The sequence below is a fragment of the Nocardia sp. NPDC051756 genome (genome assembly GCF_040681495.1).
Classification (GTDB): domain Bacteria; phylum Actinomycetota; class Actinomycetes; order Mycobacteriales; family Mycobacteriaceae; genus Nocardia.
In genome coordinates this window covers 165,956-184,746 of the sequence record NZ_JBFAYV010000001.1, presented here as the reverse complement: position 1 = coordinate 184,746, position 18,791 = coordinate 165,956, and the positions used below count along the sequence as shown (strand labels likewise).

Sequence of the window (18,791 nt, the reverse complement as noted above, 5' to 3'; positions counted from 1 at the left end):
CCCCAACATCCATTCCGCAGCCGGGCTATCGCTTTCTACGAGTGGACCAACGTGCCAGCCAACTCTCGGTGTGCGTCAAATGCCGTGCAGGACACGGTCGAGTGCCGCACGGCCTGCGGGTCCCCAGTGTGGCTTGCCGCCGGGGAGGCCGCGATCTCCGTTCTGTCCCATGAGCATCAGGAAGAGGCTTTTCATCGCGGCCAGTCCGCGGGCGCGGCGGATGGTCGCGTCGTCCGCTTGGGCGTACATGTCGAAGAATCGTGCGGCCGTGCCTGCGGGTAGTAGCACCCATGCGGCGGCGAGATCCCAGGCCGGATCGCCGGCGAACATGTCGCCGAAATCGACTATGCCCGCGAGTGTTCCGTCCGAGACGACGACGTTCGCCGGGTGGAGATCGCCGTGCACCCACATCGGCGGGCCCGCCCACGCCTGGGCCGCAACGGCGTCACTCCAAACGGCCCGGACGTCGGCCGCGATGTCGTCGGGAGCGACGGCCTGGAGGAAGTTCTCGAAACCGCCCGTGCAATCCCGGGGATGGGCTCCGCGGTCGGTAGCGATCGGCGCCTCGGCGGGCGCTTCCACGTGCAGCGCCCGGAGGAAGCCCGCCAAAGTGTCGGCCGCATGGGTGCCGCGGCTGATCGTGCCGTGGTCCAGTGGCTCACCGGGAACCCACGTCATCACCGTCCAGTGCTTGGGGAAGCGCTCGGACGGTTCGCCGAACCGCACCGGGGTCGGCACCGGGAGCGGCAGGCGCGGGGCCAGCACGGGAAGCCATCGCCGCTCCTTGATCTGGAGGTGCGGAGTCGGGTCCATGCGCTGCATGCGCACGGCCAACTCGTCTCCCAGACGCCACATTTGATTGCCCCAGCCGCCCGCCACCTCGCGGATGGTCAGCCCGGCAAGATCTGGATGCTGCTCCTGTAGCAGGTCGCGAACCAGGTTTGCGGTGATCTCGAACCCGTTGTCGGTCATCCGGATTCAGTGTACCGAGGCCGGTCCGACCGCCCTTCGGACGCTCGTCAGCGGTTGGCCAGCGCTTCGTAAAAGTGGACTACGGCGTCCTTCTACTCGGAGCGGACGACGGCACCGTCAGGGATGCTATGAAACTCATTCGGCCGCAGGCCAACTGGACGAACGGGCTCGGACAGAACATCGACCGCGCCGCGGTGTGTGCGGGCCGATGGGCCGAGCAGCAGCGGACGGGCCACGGGTATGACGCAGGCCACACTCACTCCTCGCACACTGCGATACCAACCCTCGTAGGATCGACAGTTAGTTCAGTAACTAAGGGGCGCTCGCCGACCCGAACAAACTATTCGAAGCATTGACGCCGGAGGAGGGGATAGGACAGGCGGTCGTGGCGACCGCACCGTACGCGCGCTTATTGCCGCTATGCGCTGCAAAGTTTATGACGGCAATCGGTAGGTCCTATCCTTGGCCGATGAGCACCAACCGCCGGGGGCGGGCATTGCGTCTACTTCGTAGTGTCGACAAGATCGTCTGTGACTCGGGGAGTGTCGTTGTCTAAGATTCGTATTATCGGCGTTATCGGCGTCGTCGTTCTCGTTGTCCTGGCAGGCTCGCTATACTTCGGCTTGCGCAACAATTCTGATGACGCTCCGGCGGATCAGAAAGCGATCTCGGTGGCGGTCGACCTGACCAATCTGCCGCAACGCATTATCCAGGTGAAACAGACGATCCCCGTGCAGTCGGGCGAGATCGACTTACTTTTTCCGCAATGGCTGCCCGGCAGCCACTCTCCGTCCGGTCCGATCGACAAGATCGGGGGCATCACCTTCACCAACGCCGGGAACAAGCTGGAGTGGAAGCGTGATCCGCTGAACGTGTATGCGTTCAAGGTTACGGTGCCCGACGGCGTGGAATCAATCGACGCGCGCTACCAATACCTCACCCCCACCGATTCCACTCAAGGGCGCGTGGTGATGACGCCGAATATGCTGAATTTGCAGTGGAATGCCGTGGTCCTCTATCCGGCTGGTGTTCCCGCCAGCAAGATTCCGTTCACCGCGAGCGTCACCTACCCGCCGGGATTCGAGGCCGGAACCGCGCTGGAGGTCGCCGGCAAAGACGTCGACACCGTGAATTACAAGACTGTTCCGTTGGACATCCTCGTCGACTCGCCCGTGTATGCAGGGCGCTATCACAAGGAGTTCGACCTGGCTCCCGGCGCGAAAACCCCGGTGCGACTGCAAGTATTCGCCGACGCACCGGAGCAGCTCGCAGCCAAGCCCGAGCACATCGAGCTGCACAAGGCGCTAGTGCAACAGGCGGTAGGACTGTACGGCTCACAGCACTATGACCACTACGACTTCCTGCTGTCGTTGTCGGATCAGCTCAGCTCCAACGGACTGGAACACCAGCGATCCAGCGAGAACGGCCAACCCACGGACTATTTCACCGGGTGGAACCCCGAGGTCGGCAGCGCCGATCTGCTCGGGCACGAGTACACCCATTCCTGGAACGGCAAGTTCCGACGCCCGGCTGACCTGTGGACACCCAACTACAACGTCCCGATGCAGGACAGCCTGCTGTGGGTCTACGAGGGACAGACGCAGTATTGGGGCAACGTGCTCACCGGCCGGTCCGGCTTGCGACCCGCGGAGGTCTCTCGCGATGCGCTGGCTTCGGTAGTCGCCGCATACACCGAAAACCGGCCCGGACTCGACTGGCGCAATCTGCAGGACACCACCAACGACCCCATCATCGCGCAGCGGCGTACGAAGCCGTATCGGTCGTGGCAGCTCAGCGAGGATTACTACCAGGGCGGGCAACTGGTGTGGCTGGGCGTGGACGCACGTATCCGCGAACTGTCGGGAAACACGAAGTCACTCGATGATTTCGCTCGCGCGTTCTTCGGTGTCGACGACAGCAAGTGGATGTCCCAGAACACCTACGACTTCGACGACGTCGTCTCGACACTGAACGGCGTGGTCGCCGACGATTGGGCGAAGTATCTGCGCGATCGCCTCGACGGAAAAGAACCGTTCGCCGCAAGTGTCGAGAAGACGGGGTGGAAGTTGGTCTTCGACAACAACCCGGGCGCCTTGCTCACGGCGCAGATGAAACAGGCCGAGGGCGCGGTCAACTACACCTACTCCATCGGCCTCAACGTGTCCGGTGCCGGCAAGGTCACCGACGTGCGCTGGGACGGACCCGCATTCAAGGCAAAAGTCGGCACCGGGATGACGGTGGTGTCAGTCAACGACGCCCCCTACTCCCAAGCGACGATGGAAGCCGCGATCGAGGGAGCCAAGGCGAACCCCGCACCGATTCGCTTGCAGGTGAAAGACTTCGATCAGACCCGGACCGTTGAACTGAACTATCACGACGGCCTCCGTTACCCGCATCTGCAACGCATCGACGGCACCCCGGACTACCTCACCCAGATCCTGGCCGCGCGGAAATAGCATCGACACACCACCGAACGACGCTCAGTGGTGTGTTCCGTGGTCGGCACGGATGTGACCGTGCCGGCCCGGATCTAGCTTTATGAGCATGGAAATCAACGCAAACATCAGCACCGACATCAATATTCAGCTCGAGGTGGCCGATCCCCAGGCCGCGGCCGCGATCTACGACGCCGCGTTCGGCCTGGGTGACCGGCTGGGGTTCCGGGCGGCACAGGAGCCGACCACCGGCTTCCGTGGATTCATCTTGTCCCTGGTGGTGTCGCAGCCCTCCACTGTCGACAGCCTCGTCGGCACCGCGGTCGACGCCGGGTTCACCGTCCTCAAGCCGGCGAAGAAGAGCCTGTGGGGTTACAGCGCGGTGATCCAGGCGCCGGAGGGGACGATCTGGAAGATCGCCACCTCGAAGAAGAAGGATGTCGGCCCGTTCACCCGCGAGATCGACGACCTGGTGTTGCTGATGGGCGTGACCGACGTGAAGGCCAGCAAGCAGGTGTATGCCGATCGCGGACTGACGGTGTCGAAGAGCTTCGGCGGCAAGTACGCCGAGTTCGAGAACCAGGGCTCACCGGTCACCCTGGCGTTGTACCCACGCAAGGCGGCCGCCAAGGAAGCGGGAGTCGCCTTGGAAGGCAGCGGATCCCACCGCATCGTCCTGGACGGCAGCATCGGATCGTTCACCGACCCGGACGGGTACCTGTGGGAGGCGACGGCCTGAGCCGGGTGTCAGGCTCCGCCGTCGGCGTCGAGCCGGGCGGCGGCCCGCTCGACGATCGAACCGGCTATCGGGTTGCCGGACACCGTAGTCCGCGCCGCAGCAACGAAGCCGCGAGCATCCCGATGGCCGGCCAGGACCGCGGCTTCGGCGCGCAGGGCGACGTACCAGTGTCGCCAGATCCAGATATCGCGCTCGGCCAAATCGTCGGGCTCGGTGGCAAGTTCGGCCAGCGCCTGTTCGGGTCGGTCACGGTCGAGCAGCACGAGAGCGGCGAAGACGGCGCGATAAGCGGACGGATGGCCGGGCGGGCCGGCCAGCGTGTCCACGATGGTCAGCCATTCGGCCCGCGCGACGTCGTCACCGCGCAGGCCGTGGGTCATCGCGACGGCCGCCGCGGCCGGTGCGAGACCGGGAGCGTAGGGCCGGCCGGAGAGTTCCCAGGCATCGATGAATCGTCCACTGGCGGTGAGCACTTCATCGAGGTGACCGGCCAGGGCAGCCGCGACCAGCAGCGCGGAGGTGGCGAAATCACCACGCTCGGCCAGCAACGGCAGGTCGCGCAATTGCTCGGCCCAGCGACGGGCACCGATGAGATCGCCGACGCCGATACCGATCTCGGCCGCCTCGGACAACGCGTTGACGTGTTCAAGGGCGCTGGCGGGCGTGCGCGGCATGGCGCCCAGCAAGGCGACCCGTCGCTGGGTGGTCTCGGCGGCGGCGAAGATGTCCCCGGCCCACAATTGCGCCGCGGTGAGGGCGTCGAGGGCCGCACTGCGGGCGAACGGGTCGCCGGTGCGATCGGCCAGGTCAACCGCCCGTTGTGCGCGTGAAATAGCCACCGAGACAGTCGTTTCCGACTCGGGCAGGTCGGTGCGCACGGTATCGGCGGACGTGATCGCCACGGGCGCGGCGGCGTTCGACTCGCCCTCGACGGTGGGATCGGCAAGCACGCCACATTCGGCCAGAGCCACCGCGGCGAGCGCGGCCGGGTCCGCGCCGGCCAATTCGCGCGCCTCCGCCAGCAATGCCGCGGCCTCGCCCGCAGCAACCGGCTGCGCGAAGGTGTCGGACATGCGGTAGGCGGTGATCGCCGCGGTCGCCAGATCCCGGGCCGAAGACGCGGAATCGCTTGCATTGAAAGCAATTTCGGCGGCAGCGCGGTACAGGCGGTACATGTCCCCGCCACGCATCCGGCACCCGGCTACCTCAGCGGCACGCCGTAACGCCGCAGTGGCCGCCACCGGGTCATCGGTGAGCGCCGCCGCCTGTTCATAGCGACGCTGGGATTCACTGATCAGGTTTCGGGCAAAAGCCAACTCCGCCAAGGAAATCGCCAGCGAATACGCGTCTGCCCGACGGTCGGGCAGCCCAGCCGCCCAGGCCAGTGCCGCGCGCATATCGTCGGCGGCGACATCGAACGCGCGCCCCCAATCGCGGGTCGCCGACGTGGGATCGGTGAGCAGCTGGCCAGCCGTCGTAATGCACCAATTCATATGGCACGCAAGGACTTCGTCGAGTTCACCCGCGGTCGCCAGTTCTTCGCGTTCGTATTGGCGGATGGTCTCCAACGCCCGGTATCGGGTGCCGCGCGGGGACGGCGCCACGGTGAGCAAGCTTTGCTCGGTGAGCCGGGCCAGCCCGTCGGCGACCGCGATCGGATCCAGTTCCGCCGAGCCCGCCACCGCCATGGCGTCGGCGGCGGTGAACGGCGCGGCGAACACCGCGACCCGCCGCAGCACGCACCGGTCCTCGGCGGTCAGCAGCGCCTGGCTCCAATCCAGCATGGCCCGCACGGACCGATGCCGTTCGTCGGCCCGGCGGCCACCGACGAGCAGTCGCAACGGATCCGCGAGGCTCGCGCTGAGCCCGTCGAGTCCGAGGGTGGGCAGCCGGGCGGCCGCGAGTTCGATGGCCAGCGCCAGCCCGTCGAGCCGACCGCAGATCTCGTGCACCAGCGCCGACTGCTCGGCGTCCACCGGCCAGCCCAGCGCCGCGGCCCGATCCAGAAACAACGCCACAGCGTCTTCGGCATCATCGCCGAGCGACAGCGGCGGCACCGGGTAGACCTGCTCGAACGGCACCATGAGCCGCGCGCGGCTGGTGGCCAGCACGGTCACGTTCGGACAGCTCGCGAGCAGGTGCTCGATGAACGGCGCCACCCCGTCGCGCAGATGCTCGCAGTTGTCGAGCACCAGCAGCACCCGGCGCTCCCCCAGCGCGGCCGACACCGACTCGTCGAGACTGCGCCCCTGCTGCTCGCCGAGCCGCAGCGCCCGCGCCACCGCGGCCCCGACCATCGCCGGATCGGTCACCGGCACCAGGTCCACGAACCATGCGCCGCCGGTGAATTCACCGGAGAGGTCCGCGGCTACCGCCAGGGCCAGCCGCGTTTTGCCGACTCCGCCGGGCCCCAGCGCGGTCACCTGCCGATGCGCGCGCACGGCCTCGCGCAGCGCGGAGCGCTCCCGCTCGCGGCCGACGAACGAGGTCAGCGGCGTGGGCAGGACGGCAGCCGCCGCGCCGCTGTCTTCGGTCTGCTCGAACTCCGCCGCCCGTCCGGCCAGCGCCCGCCGGTCGGCGACCCCGACCTTGCGCAGCAGTGCGGACACGTGGGTCTCCACGGTGCGCACGGAAATGAACAGCTGCGCGGCGATCTCCGCATTGCTGCGGTGTTGCCCGACCAGGGCGAGCACCTCGGCTTCACGATCCGAGATCCCGGCGGCGGGCTTCGACTTCGACACGCCCACATTGTCACGTACGACCGTTTCACCCGCACGGGAGCATCTCCGTGGTGCTCTCCGTGGTCAGCACGGATGTCCCGGCGGCTCGCCGGAAATATCGTTTTCCACATACCGAACAGCACGATCACAAAGACTCCAGGAGCCGCCATGACCACCACCGCAGCCAAGGGCATCAAGACCGTGCTGCACCCCGTATCCGACCTGGCCACGGCCACGGCGGTGTACACCGCCCTGCTCGGCGTGCCGCCGCAGATCGAGGGCACCTACTACGTAGGTTTCGACATCGACGGCCACCACATCGGCCTCGTCCCCGACGGTGGCCCGCAGGCCATCACCACCCCGGTCATCTACTGGGAGGTGCCCGATATCGAGGCCAAGCTGGCCGAACTGATCGCCGCCGGCGCCACGGTGAAGCAGGCCCTGCGCGATGTCGGCGAGGGCCGCCGGGTCGCCGAGGTCCTCGACCCCGACGGCAACGTCGTCGGTCTGCTCCAGGATCGCTGAACGCCCGCACCGAAACCGACCTGCAAAAACCCACGAAGGAAACCACAATGACCACTCGCACCACCACCAAGAACCAGCCCACCGTCGGCTTCTCCGCCGAGGAACGCGCCGCCATGAAGGACCACGCCCAGGAACTCGGCACCGCCGCCCGCCGCGGCGCCCGCGCCACCAAGGCCGACGGCACCGCGGACGTCCTGGCCAAGATCGCCGAGATGAACGACTCCGATCGCGCCCTCGCCGAACGCATCCACGCCATCGTCACCGAACACGCCCCGCACCTGACCCCCAAGACCTGGTACGGCATGCCCGCCTACGCCAAGGACGGCAAGATCGTCTGCTTCTTCAAATCCGCCGAGAAGTTCAAATCCCGCTACGCCACCCTCGGTTTCGAAGACAAGGCCACCCTCGACGAGGGCACCGTCTGGCCCACCTCCTTCGCCCTCACCGGTCTCACGCCCGCCGACGAGCAGATGATCGGCGCACTGGTCGCGCGGGCCGCGAACTGATCCCCGCCGGCCGGCCGCACACAGAACAGGAGAAGTTGATGAAGTTCCGCACCCACGTCGAGCCGCCCGAACCCATGCGGGGCCTGGAGGTTCCGCCGGAGGTGGTGACGGCGCTCGGCGAGGGCGCGCGGCCGCCGGTGACGATCACGATCAACGGGCACACCTGGAAGAGCCGGGTCGCCCTCATGCGCGGCCGCCACCTGCTCGGCCTCAGCAACGCCAACCGGCAGGCCGCGGGGGTCGCGATCGGCGACGAGATCGAGGTCGAGGTGGAGCTCGACACCCAGCCGCGCGTCATCGTCGAGCCCGCCGACTTCGTCCAGGCCCTGGACGACGATCCGGTCGCCCGCGCCGCCTACGACAACCTCGCCTACAGCCGCAAGCGCGAACACGTGCACGCCATCGAGAGCGCGAAGAAGCCCGAGACCCGCCAACGGCGCATCGAGAAGGCCATCGCCACCCTGCGGGGCTGAAACCCGAACGGCGGCAAGGTCAGATCGTGATCACGATCTTGCCGTGGACGTGGCGGCCGGCCTGCTGGGTCACGGCATCGCGGATCTGCTCGATCGGGAAGGTCGCCGCGATCGGCACGGTGAGCGTGCCGGCCACGATCGCGTCGCAGAGGTGCGCCATGGCATCCGGACTGGCGTCGAAGCCACCGGTCCCGCGCACACCGCCGGGTGGGTTGGGCCCCGCGGCGACGGTGGAGATCCGCTCGGGCGGGATACCGAGCGCGAGCGCGGTCTCGGCAGTCTCGGTGCCGAACAGATCGGTGGCCGCGGTCACGCCCGCCGGAACCAGTGTCCGCACCCGGTCCGCCAATCCCGGGCCGTAGGCCACGGCCTGCGCGCCGAACCCGCGCAAGAACTCGAAGGTGCTTTCCGAAGCCGTTCCGATCACGTTGGCGCCGGCCAGTTTCGCGAGCTGGACGGCGAAGACACCCACTCCGCCCGCGGCGCCGCCGATCAGCACGGTGTCGCCGGACCGCAGCTCGATCGCCGCCAGCGCGGCCGCGGCGGTCATCCCGGCCACCGGAAGCGTGGCCGCCACCTCGTCGGTGATGCCTTCTGGTGTGTGCCACAGCATTTCGGCCGCCGACGGGGGCGTTTCGACCAGCAGGTAATCGGCGACAGCCCTACCCATCGCGCCGCCGTGGACCCGATCGCCCACCGCGAAACCCGTTGCGCCGGTGCCGACCTCGTCGACGATCCCGGCGAAGTCGTAGCCGAAGCCGGCGGGCAGGGTGATGCCGAACTGTGCCGCCAGCTCAGGCCGCGATGCGATACCCCAGTCCATGGGATTCAGACCGGCGGCGGTGACTCGAACACGGACCGCGCCCGGCCCGGCGTGCGGTTCCGGAACCTCCCGCACCGCCAAAACCTCGGGACCGCCGAACTTTTCGTAGATGACCGCTCGACTCATGAGACCTCCACAACATGGTGATGAGACTTGGTACCATCACCATACACCTCTGACGGGACCAAGTCCCGTAACCGGTGCCCCTCATCCGGTCCCGGTCGGTCAAACATCCACGCTCCGTTGACGAATCGTGGATGGGCGGTGTCTGGACGGCCGGTGTGGAACACTGACGCTGTGCAGCCTCAGCGCAAGGTTCACTTCGTGGGCAGCTTGCCCCCGCAGTTGGACACTCCAGAGAAGGCAATGGCGTTCGCCGTCGACACCGCGGGTGAGTTCCTCGACGGCTTGGTTCCGGGCGGTGAAGCGGATCCGTATCGCGCCCAGTGGTACGTCAGACCGATCATCGACCGGCTCGGCACCATCCCGGCGCTGGCACCCGCGCGCCACGGTGACTGGTCGACGCTACGGTCCCGCGACACCTTCAAGCTCCGGGCCGGACGATCACTGGCCGAAGGCGATGTCGACGCCGCGCTCGGCTATGCGGCGGAGGCCGGACGGGCGATGGACGCGTTGGCCGACGTGCGTCGAACCGATCCCGGACTTCGCTTGCAGGTAGGCATACCGACACCCTTTGTCATCGGTTTCATCGCCTTCGAGGCGCGGATGCTCACGCGGCGTCGCGGCTCGGTCGGCCCTGGTGACCGAGCCTTCCCCTATTACCGCCCGATTGTCGACGCCACGGTCCGGGAGATCGTCCGTATCCAGGAAGCGTGGGGGGACAACGTCGTCTTCCAACTCGAAATGCCGGCGGAGACGCTCATCTGCACGGGGACACCCGGAGTCCTGCGGCAGGGCCCGGCCACCGCGGCGGGTCGAGCGATCGCACGCCTAGTCGCACGGGCTCCGCATGGTTCCCGTTTCGGCGTACACCTGTGCTACGGGAGCCTCGACGACAAGCCGGTGGTGGCACCGAGATCGGCGGCCCCGGTCGTCGCGCTGGCCAACGCGATAGCGCGCTACTGGCCTGCGGGAAGGCAGCTCGATTTCATCCACTTCCCCCTCGGCAACGGCAAACAGGCGCCGGTTCGGCCGCAGTACTATGCGCCCCTGGCCCGCCTCGAATTGCCTGCCACCACGCGGGTTGTCGCCGGGCTTGCGCATTCGGCGCAGCCGCTCGCGCAAGCACGACAGGGGCTGGCCGCCGCGGAGTCGGCCTACGGCGACCAATTGGACGTCGCATCCCCCTGCGGTCTCGGCCGCTATAAGACCGTCGACTCGGCGCGGTCCGCGGTGGCACACGCAGTCGCCTTGGCGCAAACGAGTCCGTGACGCGGAACCGGTTCCGTGCGCGTCCGAACCCCATCGCCGACGGCGGTCGGAAGTAAGCGCCAAAGCAGTCGTGGGATGTTGGAACATGTTGTGTTGGAACAGGGTTCGCCGATGATTCAAACCGGAGGGCCGGTTCGGGCGGGCGGAGCAGCGCCGCGTTCGGACAATGCACCACATTCGGCGGGCAGATCGCCGGATGCACTCCCGGCGGAGGTGGCGATCGGCTACCGTGTCACCTGTGGTCGAAGGAACTGAGGGGCCTGCGTCGGAAACCAGCCGAACGCCGGAGCCGTTCGAACCTGGTCAGCTGAACTCCGCCCGGGTGTACGACTACCTATTGGGGGGCAAGGACAGTCGCGAGATCGACCGGGGCATGGGCGATGAAATGCTCTCTCGCGCACCAGAAATCAAGACCTTGGCCTGGTTCGCTCGGAGTTTCGCGCTCAAAGCGGTCGAGATGGCCGCGGAGGCCGGTGTCCGGCAGTTCATCGATCTCGGCTCGGGTATCCCGAACTCGCCCAACGTGCACGAGGTCGCTCGGGAGATCGAGCCGACGGCGCGGGTGGTGTATGTCGACTACGACCCGGTCGTGCACGCGCATTGCGACGCGCTGCTGGCCAAGCCGCGCGGTGTCTCGGCCCTGCTGGGCGACATTCGTAATCCCGGCGACATCCTCGATCAGCTGAAGAGCAACTCCCTGATCGATTTCAACGAACCGGTGGCCATCACGTTGATCGGTGTACTGCATTACGTGATGGACGAGGAAGACCCCGGCAACGTCGTCGCCACCTTCCGCGACCAGATGGCACCGGGTAGTTACCTGGCGATCGCGCATGGCTCCCTCGACTCCTCCCCGGAGGTGCTCCAGGTACTCGAAGGCACCAAAGGCACGTCTGCGCAAGTGTCCTTCCGGTCCAGAACCCAGACGGCGGCATTCTTCGACGGCCTCGAGGTGCTCGAACCCGGTGTGGTGCCGGTGCAGCAATGGCTCCGCCCCGACCTGCCGGAAACTCGAATGGTCATGGACGGTGCGATCGGCCGCAAACCGTGAGGATCCGACGCAACAGGAGTAATCTCTAACCCGCCTATTTGTTATTGGCCGCCTGCACATTCGAGCGTGCGTCAGGTGCTGTCCCAGTCGATTCAGAGGTTGAAACAATGAAGACCCTCAAAACTGTCGCTGGAGTCGTGTCGACGATCGTTTCGGTCGCCGTGGTCACGACCGGCGCCTCGGTTGTCAATGCCCCCGCCGCTTCCGCCGCTCCGGGCGAATTCCTCATCACCAAAGAAGTGCCCACCCTGGAGGACCTCGACGAACAGGTCGCGTTCCTGATCGAAACCCCAGCCTCCGACGAGGCCAAGGCCGCCAATATGGAAGGCGGCATGCGGGCGGTCGTGGTCGCGCGCACCCTCTACAACATCGGCTGGTACCGAGCCCCGCGCGGGTCGAACGACATCACCGGTCCGGAAACCCACGAGGGCAACGTGCACACCGCTATGTTGCGCAGCAAGTCGGCGGGACAGCCGGATCTCGTTGCGCGCGTGGTGTGGAAGCGGATCGATGGTGTCTGGAAGCTGTCCAACAGCTCCGTGTGCGAGGGTGTCAAGGCCGTCGGGCTGGCAATGGGTTGCGACTTCTGACCGGCTGCCGACGCCCGTGATCGACATCCGTGACCTCGTCCTGAGCTATCCGGGCGTCACCGTCCTCGAGGTCCCCGAATTGACCGTGGCAGACGGGGCACTCACCTATCTGATCGGTCTCAACGGCACCGGCAAAACCACGCTGCTGCGGTGTGTCTGTGGTGTTATCGCGCCTGCAGCCGGCACCGTCCGGGTCGACGGCATCGACATTCGGGCCCACCACACCACACCGGCGACGCTCGGAATGCACTTGAACTACCGAGCTTTCGACCCTCGCCACACCGCACGCCGACACCTGCGCTGGATCGCCCGCGCCCGTGGGCTACCCCTCAGCCGGGTCGGCGATGTGCTCGAACTCGTCGACCTCGTCCGGTTCGCCGATCGCCGGCTGGGGCACTATTCGCTCGGCATGCTCCAACGGGTCGGCATCGCCGCCGCATTGCTCTCCGAGCCACGAACCCTCCTGCTCGACGAACCGCTCAACGGCCTCGACATCGCGGGCATCCGCTGGATCCGCGAACTGCTGCGCCGGCTCGCCGATGCCGGAACCTGCGTCTTGGTGGCCACGCATCTGCTGGATGAGGTCGAACGCAACGCCGACCACATCGTCGTCCTCGGAAACCAGCGCATTCTGGCCGACGAGCCGTTCGCCCACCTCATGAGCACCCTGGGTCCGGGCGAGACCAGCCTCGAAGACGCCTACCTGCGAATCGCCGGCCTGCCTGCCGACGTCGCGCTCGGCGTGGCCCCATGACCAACCCCGGTCCGGCCACCCTGATTCGCCGCGGCATCGCCGCCGAATGGACCCGCACCACCGGACGCAGCTTCCTGTGGACCGTCGCGGTCCCGCTCACCTTCGCGCTGCCGCTGATCGTCACCCTCGCCATCGCCGCCGTCGCGGAACGACTCGCCGATCTCCCTGGACAGAGTTACGTTGCCACGGTCTCCACCACCAACTCCGTGTACTGGGTGATCACGTTGTCGGTGGCGGTCATGATGGTCGCCGCCGCCTACGCCCATGCCACCCAATGGCGCGGCCAGACAAGCGATCTCAACGCCTTCCTGTTTCCCCGGTCCTGGACGGTCGCGGTGGCGCGGTGGATCTACTACGGCGTCATCACGGCGATCGCGACAGTTGTGCTGCTCGTCGTCGTCATGGTGACGCTGCCGCTCCAGTTCCCGCAAATCTATGGAAACGTGGACATCACCGACTCCGCCGGCATCCGGTTCCTCTGGACCGTCCCGTGCTACGCGTTCGCCGCGTGCGGGATAGGCGTCGCGGTCGGGACCCTGATTCGGACGCCGTCCGCCGCCGTCGCCGTTCTTCTGTTCTGGGTCTATGTGGCGGAGATTTCCGTCAATCTGCTGCCCCACGGGTCCGCGATACAGGCCTACGCGCCGTTCCTCAACGCCGTCGCCGCGACCGGCCAGGAAGTCGCCTTCCTGCCCCGCTTCGGCCGCAACGGATCGCTGATCTACTTCATCCTCGTCGCCGTCGGCTTTTTCATCGTCACCGCCGTCCTGCCCATCCTCGTTCGCCGGATGTCCGGGTATCGCAGGACGGCGCTCGCCAAATCAAGCACGACCTGAGCGCTGGCGAATTACCCGGAGACCGGACGAACCTCGAGCGAAAGCCTTCTCGGCCCGGGGATCGGACCCATGGCTCGCGGGATCTTCTTGGCCGCGACCGGATGGAACTCCCACTTCGACAGCAGGCTGTGCAGAGTCGTCTGGAAGGTCACCCACGCCAAATTGTTGCCGATACACATCTGATTGCCCATGCTGAACGGAACGAAGCTCCGGCATTTCGCCCCGGAGTTCGACGGCAACCACCGGTCGGGGTCGAAAGTGTCCGGATCGGTGAAAAACTTCGGGTTGCGGTGAATAGCCGCGATGCTGTAGCCGATATCGGTCCCGGCGGGAAAGGTGAAGCCGTCGAGTTCGACCGGGGTGACGCTGCGTCTGGTCTGCAACAGTGGCGAATGGGTGCGCGTGACCTCGTTCAGGAAACGGTTCAGGTAGTCGAGCTCATCGAGGTTTCGGGGGCCGACTTCGCCTGCCTCGGAGATCTCGTTCTTCAGTATCGAAGCAACCTTCGGACGCGTGGACAGCTCGTGCAGCGCCCAGGTCAGCGTGGCGGTCGAGGCGTCGATCCCGCCGAAGAGAACAGTCACGGCCTGCTCTGCCAGGTACTTGTCACTACGGCCTGCCGCAGCCGGCGAATGCAGCAGGATGTCGATCAGGTCGTTGTGGCGCTCACCGCTGACCCGCCGCGCGACGAGCAGTTCCCGGCAGTAGTTCAGTAATTGCTTTCCCGCCGACAGGAATTTGCGGTTCACCGGTAATGGCAGGCTCGCCAGCCGCTTGGGCAGCACACTGCCCACTATCGCGCCTGCGCCGATGGCCTCGATCAGACCCGAGATGTGCGCTATCTCCGCGGAATCGGGTTCGTGCGAGAACAGGGACCCGACGAGGTCGGCGATCACCACCTCCAACAATGCGGAACGGGCCTCGATAATCTGACCCGGCCGCAACGAACTCGCCATCGCATCCGCGTTGCGCTTCATGATCTGTGCGTAGGTGTCCAGCTCCGTCCGATGGAACGCCGGCTGCAACATACGACGAAGATCCCGGTGTTGCTGACCATCCGCGACGATCAACGATTCCTCGAATATGAGCCGGATGCGCTCGAAGAGGAGCCCTCGTTCATAGCCATCGGAATTCTCGACCAACACCTTGTGCAGCAACTCGAAATCGGTGATGACATAGACAACGAGACTGCCGATATCGACCCGGGCTATTTTCCCGACGTCGACCAGATCCACCATGAACTGGACTGGATCACGCGACATTCGCCAACCGTGTCCGACCACCGGCAAACGTCCGGGTCCGCACGGGACGTCACGAAGATCCACTGCAAGTCGCCTTTCGCTCGGCAGGTTCGAACCCAGAGACTTCGGACCGTCTACGGCACGGCACCGGGCGACGGCCCGGTCGAGGAGATGCGGTTCTTCCGGCTAGGTCAGTCATAGCCAACTCCTGGATCAGCGTGTCGGGCAACGATCTCCTCACAACTCTCGACAGACCTGCCTCAGTCCCAGGTGACCAACCGAGCTGGATCACTGAGGCCTGTTGTCCGTCAACACGTCACATTAGCCGGTATCGCGAACCGGTCCCGGCTAACTGTCGAAACGCCAACGCCCCGAGCACCATTCGCAAGTGAAGACACACCTTCCGGTCTGTGTCGAACTTGGTGCGCAGGTCGATTCCGCATGGTGGAGCCGGTATCCGGTCATCGGCCGGTGGGCAGGAGTGCCTCGGGAGTCAGGTCGGCGATGGCCGGGTAGCCGTCGAGGCCCATGAGCAGGTCTGTTTCTTGCAGGAGCGCGTCGAGGACGCTGACGATGCCGTCGGCGCCGGCCAGGGAAAGGCCGTAGATATAGGGACGGCCGATGCCGACGGCGGTCGCGCCGAGCGCGAGCGCCTTGACGACGTCGGCGCCGGATCGGATGCCGGAGTCGAACAGCACCGGCATTCCGTCGGCGGCCGCCACGACGCCGGGCAGTGCATCGATCGCGGCCAGGCCGCCATTGGCTTGCCTGCCACCATGATTCGAGCAGTAGACGGCATCCACGCCCGCGTCTTTGGCGCGCCGGACATCGTCGGGGTGACAGATTCCCTTGAGTATCAACGGAAGACGCGTCAACGAACGGAGCCAGGGCAGGTCGTCCCAGGTGAGTCGATTGCCGAAGATCGAGTTCCAGGTGTCCAGCGCGGCCGCGGGATCGTCCTCGGGGGTGGTCGGCAGCAGCTTCTGGAACACCGGATCGGTGAGATAGTTCGCCAGGCACTCGCTGCGCAACCGGGGCGAGTTGGTCAACGACGGGTCGCGGGGTCGCCAGCCGGTGTGCCAGCAGTCCAGGGTTACCACCAGTGCGCGGAAGCCGGCGGCCTCGGCGCGGTGCACCAGGCTTTGCGCCAAGTCCCGATCGGTCGGGGTGTACAGCTGGAAGATGCCCGGCGTGTCGCCCATATGTGCGGCAACGGTTTCCAGCGGGTCGACGGCCATGGTCGAGGCCATCATGGGTATTCCGGTGCGGGCCGCGGCCTGCGCGGTCGCGATCTCACCGTGCCCGTGCGGATCACACAGGCCGATCACTCCGACCGGGGCCATGAACAACGGAGTCGGCAGGGAGATGCCGCACAGCTCCACGGACAGATCGCGGTGTTCGCTCGCGCGGAGCATCCGGGGAAGCACGGCGAGTTTCCGGAAGGCGGCCACGTTGTTGGACTGGGTGAATTCGTCACCCGCGCCGTGTGAAACGTAGGACCAGATGTTGGCCGCCATCGTGGTGCGCGCCTTGTCCTCCAGTTCGGTGTAATCCGCGAAGTTCGTCATGTCGTTCCTTCCCGATCGTCGAGGCGGAGCATGGGTGAGCTAGCCGTGCAGGACGGGTTTGAGCATGCGAATCAAGGCCGGCGAGGTGGCCAGAGAATCGAGCGCCGGGCGCAGGCTCGTGGCCAGGGCGGCGCGGTCGTCGGCAGTCAGGTGTTGCAGGAAGTAGCGGCGTACCCGGTCGATGTGCGCGGGGGTGACGGCGAGCAGAAGTTCGCGGCCGGTCTCGGTGAGCACGACCTCGACGCCACGTTTGTCGGTCGCGGCCTGCTGCCGGTCGACCAAGTCACGTGCTTGCATGCGCTTGATCTGCTGGGACAGTCGGCTCTGGGAAAGCAAGGCCGCTTCGGCCAGATCGTTCATCCGCACGCGGGAATCCGGTGCCGCCTCCAACGCGACCAAAATGCCGTATTCGTCCAGTGTCAGTCCGTGCCCACGCTTAAGGTCGGTATCAAGACGATCGAGCAGTAATCGACCGGTGAACACCAGCGACCACCATGCCTTCATCTCGTCAGCTTCCCACCTGCTCATATGTTCGGAGTCTGCCGACTCGCCGCGCGCGACCATGATCACATCCCCTTTCTGCAACAGTTCAGCTACTGTAGAGATTACATTAAATTTGATGTAAATCAACAGGAGGTAGCTATGACCGACATCGCCGAGCTGCACCCCCGACACCAGCCCGCCACGTCGCGGAGCTTCCAGGATTTGCTGCACGATCGACTTCCCTCGACCCCGGCGTCCTTCCCGCAGGACGCCACCTTCGACGAGGCCACCGCGACCTGGAACTATCTGGCAGACGCACAGCCGGTCGGCGTGGTCGCCCCGCGTTCGACCGCGGAGGTGCAAGAAATCATCCGCTGCGCCCGCGAGGCGGGAGTGACGCAATTGGCCATCCGCTCGGGCGGGCATTCCTTCGAAGGCGCCAGCCTCGGCGGCCGAGACGGTCGCGCGGTCGTGATCGACATGGTCGAGATGAACGACATCACCATCGACCGCAACGCCCGGACCGCGACCGTCGGCGGCGGCACCCTCACCGGCAACCTGATGGTGGCGGCCTTCGAACAGGGCGGACTCATGCTGCCCACCGGCGAATGCATCGCCGTCGGCATGGGCGGTCAAATCCAGTGCGGCGGTTACGGTCACTACTCCCGCACCTACGGCATTCTCACCGATCGTCTGCTCCGGGCGGAGATGGTGCTGGCCGACGGGTCGGCGGTCGTCGTCGACGAGCACACCAACGCGGATCTGTTCTGGGCGATCCGCGGCAGCGGCACCGGCTCGTTCGGCGTAATCACCAGTCTCACTGTTCAATTGAACGAAGCTCCGGCCGCACCCGCGAACTTCTTCATCAAGTACCCGCTGACCGACGCCGCGTCGTTCGTGTCGACGTTCAAGGCGATGCAGGAGTACTCGCTCGATGCGCCGCCCGCGTTCAATCCGATGATCGTCATCTGGCGCGGGCATCTGGAAATCCTCGGCTCCCTGGCCACCGAAACCGCGGCCGAACGCGACGCGCTGGTCGCGGACATGCGCGAAAAGCTCCCGCCCACCGACCAATTCGACATCCAGCCGGCCGACTACGTGGAAACCATGCGGATCCAAGGCCTCCAGGACACCTCCGCGCCGTACTACCCCGACCTCAGCGATGTCCGGCGCGAACGCCGAGAGCACCTGCGCTACATGAAGATCAAGGCCGGATTCGTCCCCGAACCGTTCACCGACGAATTCATCGAAACCCTCGGCGAATTCGCCATCACCCAACCCACAGAAGGACTTCGGATCCAGATACTGGGCCTGGATCCGAACTCCGGACTTGCGGCGGAAGCTACCGCTATCAAGAACCGCGACTGCCCCTGGCTGATGGGGATGTCGTGCTGGGTGCCACTCAGCGACGCCGGTGACATCGCCACGATGGCCGCGACCGGCAAGAACTACGAACAGTGGCTCGACCAGGCCTACGAGATCTTCTATCCGTTCACCACCGGCGGCTACATCGGCGACGACGACTACGCCGAGGGCGACCGCGGCCGTGACATGTTCGACAGCTACTACGGCGAGCACCTACCGCAGCTGAAAGCCATCAAGCGCAAGTACGACCCCGACAACCTGTTCCACCACAAGCTCACTATTCCGCTCGACTGACCTGCGAGGCTCGAGAAAGGAGTG

At 66.0% G+C, this 18,791-nt stretch carries 17 protein-coding genes; 11 read left to right on the top strand and 6 right to left on the bottom strand.

Annotation, left to right across the window (positions count from 1 at the left end):
- Positions 1 to 75: 75 nt before the first annotated feature.
- A complete protein-coding gene (locus AB0M22_RS00925; RefSeq protein WP_364719339.1) occupies positions 76 to 972 on the bottom strand; it encodes an aminoglycoside phosphotransferase family protein in 897 nt (298 codons plus the stop codon).
- 623 nt (positions 973 to 1,595) lie between these two features.
- Here AB0M22_RS00925 and AB0M22_RS00920 point away from each other — a divergent pair.
- Both AB0M22_RS00920 and AB0M22_RS00915 read left to right on the top strand, forming a co-directional pair.
- The gene (locus tag AB0M22_RS00920; protein WP_364719336.1) at positions 1,596 to 3,428 is read left to right on the top strand and encodes a peptidase M61; all 1,833 of its coding nucleotides are present in this window, start codon (positions 1,596 to 1,598) and stop codon (positions 3,426 to 3,428) included.
- Positions 3,429 to 3,516: 88 nt separating this feature from the next.
- Positions 3,517 to 4,146 carry a glyoxalase gene (locus AB0M22_RS00915; RefSeq protein ID WP_364719334.1) on the top strand — a complete coding sequence of 210 codons (630 nt, stop codon included), beginning with the start codon at positions 3,517 to 3,519 and terminating at the stop codon, positions 4,144 to 4,146.
- An 8-nt stretch (positions 4,147 to 4,154) separates the two neighbouring features.
- On the opposite strand, the gene AB0M22_RS00910 is transcribed toward AB0M22_RS00915, so the two are convergent.
- On the bottom strand, positions 4,155 to 6,887 hold the full coding sequence (locus AB0M22_RS00910) for a LuxR C-terminal-related transcriptional regulator (RefSeq protein WP_364719332.1): 2,733 nt from the start codon (positions 6,885 to 6,887) through the stop codon (positions 4,155 to 4,157).
- Between the two features lie 147 nt (positions 6,888 to 7,034).
- On the opposite strand from AB0M22_RS00910, the gene AB0M22_RS00905 reads away from it, so the two are divergent.
- From AB0M22_RS00905 to AB0M22_RS00895, 3 genes are read left to right on the top strand one after another with little or no spacing between them, the layout of a single operon-like run.
- The gene (locus AB0M22_RS00905) at positions 7,035 to 7,391 is read left to right on the top strand and encodes a VOC family protein (protein WP_364719330.1); all 357 of its coding nucleotides are present in this window, start codon (positions 7,035 to 7,037) and stop codon (positions 7,389 to 7,391) included.
- Positions 7,392 to 7,438: 47 nt separating this feature from the next.
- The gene (locus AB0M22_RS00900; protein WP_364719327.1) at positions 7,439 to 7,897 is read left to right on the top strand and encodes a DUF1801 domain-containing protein; all 459 of its coding nucleotides are present in this window, start codon (positions 7,439 to 7,441) and stop codon (positions 7,895 to 7,897) included.
- Between the two features lie 38 nt (positions 7,898 to 7,935).
- On the top strand, positions 7,936 to 8,370 hold the full coding sequence (locus tag AB0M22_RS00895) for a YdeI/OmpD-associated family protein (protein ID WP_364719325.1): 435 nt from the start codon (positions 7,936 to 7,938) through the stop codon (positions 8,368 to 8,370).
- A 19-nt stretch (positions 8,371 to 8,389) separates the two neighbouring features.
- Here AB0M22_RS00895 and AB0M22_RS00890 read toward each other — a convergent pair whose 3' ends face one another.
- Positions 8,390 to 9,319 carry an NADP-dependent oxidoreductase gene (locus AB0M22_RS00890; protein ID WP_364719323.1) on the bottom strand — a complete coding sequence of 310 codons (930 nt, stop codon included), beginning with the start codon at positions 9,317 to 9,319 and terminating at the stop codon, positions 8,390 to 8,392.
- Positions 9,320 to 9,517: 198 nt separating this feature from the next.
- Here AB0M22_RS00890 and AB0M22_RS00885 point away from each other — a divergent pair, with 198 nt between their 5' ends.
- The 5 genes from AB0M22_RS00885 (at position 9,518) to AB0M22_RS00865 (ending at position 13,816) form a co-directional block, all read left to right on the top strand.
- A complete protein-coding gene (locus tag AB0M22_RS00885; RefSeq protein ID WP_364719321.1) occupies positions 9,518 to 10,585 on the top strand; it encodes a hypothetical protein in 1,068 nt (355 codons plus the stop codon).
- Positions 10,586 to 10,823: 238 nt separating this feature from the next.
- A complete protein-coding gene (locus tag AB0M22_RS00880; RefSeq protein ID WP_364719318.1) occupies positions 10,824 to 11,636 on the top strand; it encodes an SAM-dependent methyltransferase in 813 nt (270 codons plus the stop codon).
- Positions 11,637 to 11,743: 107 nt separating this feature from the next.
- Positions 11,744 to 12,226, top strand: a complete 483-nt coding sequence (locus tag AB0M22_RS00875; protein ID WP_364719315.1) for a hypothetical protein — start codon at positions 11,744 to 11,746, stop codon at positions 12,224 to 12,226.
- A gap of 16 nt (positions 12,227 to 12,242) precedes the next feature.
- On the top strand, positions 12,243 to 12,980 hold the full coding sequence (locus AB0M22_RS00870) for an ATP-binding cassette domain-containing protein (RefSeq protein WP_364719313.1): 738 nt from the start codon (positions 12,243 to 12,245) through the stop codon (positions 12,978 to 12,980).
- Positions 12,977 to 13,816 carry an ABC transporter permease gene (locus tag AB0M22_RS00865; protein WP_364719310.1) on the top strand — a complete coding sequence of 280 codons (840 nt, stop codon included), beginning with the start codon at positions 12,977 to 12,979 and terminating at the stop codon, positions 13,814 to 13,816. Before AB0M22_RS00870 ends, AB0M22_RS00865 begins: the two co-directional genes overlap by 4 nt.
- 11 nt (positions 13,817 to 13,827) lie before the next feature.
- On the opposite strand, the gene AB0M22_RS00860 is transcribed toward AB0M22_RS00865, so the two are convergent.
- The 3 genes from AB0M22_RS00860 to AB0M22_RS00850 form a co-directional block, all read right to left on the bottom strand.
- Positions 13,828 to 15,078, bottom strand: coding sequence for a cytochrome P450 (locus AB0M22_RS00860; protein ID WP_364719307.1), 1,251 nt, complete (start codon positions 15,076 to 15,078; stop codon positions 13,828 to 13,830).
- Positions 15,079 to 15,518: 440 nt separating this feature from the next.
- A complete protein-coding gene (locus AB0M22_RS00855; protein ID WP_364719303.1) occupies positions 15,519 to 16,625 on the bottom strand; it encodes an alpha-hydroxy-acid oxidizing protein in 1,107 nt (368 codons plus the stop codon).
- 39 nt (positions 16,626 to 16,664) lie between these two features.
- Positions 16,665 to 17,291: a MarR family winged helix-turn-helix transcriptional regulator gene (locus AB0M22_RS00850; protein ID WP_364719301.1), complete on the bottom strand. Its 627-nt coding sequence runs from the start codon at positions 17,289 to 17,291 to the stop codon at positions 16,665 to 16,667.
- Here AB0M22_RS00850 and AB0M22_RS00845 point away from each other — a divergent pair.
- Entirely contained in the window at positions 17,268 to 18,767 is a 1,500-nt protein-coding gene (locus AB0M22_RS00845; RefSeq protein ID WP_364719298.1) for an FAD-binding oxidoreductase, read from the top strand. The two genes, AB0M22_RS00850 and AB0M22_RS00845, sit on opposite strands and share 24 nt — an antisense overlap.
- The last annotated feature ends 24 nt before the right edge of the window (positions 18,768 to 18,791 follow it).

Coding starts and splice junctions, on each gene's coding strand:
- AB0M22_RS00925 (WP_364719339.1), bottom strand. CDS start 972: ATGACCGACAACGGGTTCGAGATCACCGCAAACCTGGTTCGCGACCTG.
- AB0M22_RS00915 (WP_364719334.1), top strand. CDS start 3,517: ATGGAAATCAACGCAAACATCAGCACCGACATCAATATTCAGCTCGAG.
- AB0M22_RS00905 (WP_364719330.1), top strand. CDS start 7,035: ATGACCACCACCGCAGCCAAGGGCATCAAGACCGTGCTGCACCCCGTA.
- AB0M22_RS00900 (WP_364719327.1), top strand. CDS start 7,439: ATGACCACTCGCACCACCACCAAGAACCAGCCCACCGTCGGCTTCTCC.
- AB0M22_RS00895 (WP_364719325.1), top strand. CDS start 7,936: ATGAAGTTCCGCACCCACGTCGAGCCGCCCGAACCCATGCGGGGCCTG.
- AB0M22_RS00890 (WP_364719323.1), bottom strand. CDS start 9,319: ATGAGTCGAGCGGTCATCTACGAAAAGTTCGGCGGTCCCGAGGTTTTG.
- AB0M22_RS00875 (WP_364719315.1), top strand. CDS start 11,744: ATGAAGACCCTCAAAACTGTCGCTGGAGTCGTGTCGACGATCGTTTCG.
- AB0M22_RS00865 (WP_364719310.1), top strand. CDS start 12,977: ATGACCAACCCCGGTCCGGCCACCCTGATTCGCCGCGGCATCGCCGCC.
- AB0M22_RS00860 (WP_364719307.1), bottom strand. CDS start 15,078: ATGTCGCGTGATCCAGTCCAGTTCATGGTGGATCTGGTCGACGTCGGG.
- AB0M22_RS00855 (WP_364719303.1), bottom strand. CDS start 16,625: ATGACGAACTTCGCGGATTACACCGAACTGGAGGACAAGGCGCGCACC.
- AB0M22_RS00845 (WP_364719298.1), top strand. CDS start 17,268: ATGACCGACATCGCCGAGCTGCACCCCCGACACCAGCCCGCCACGTCG.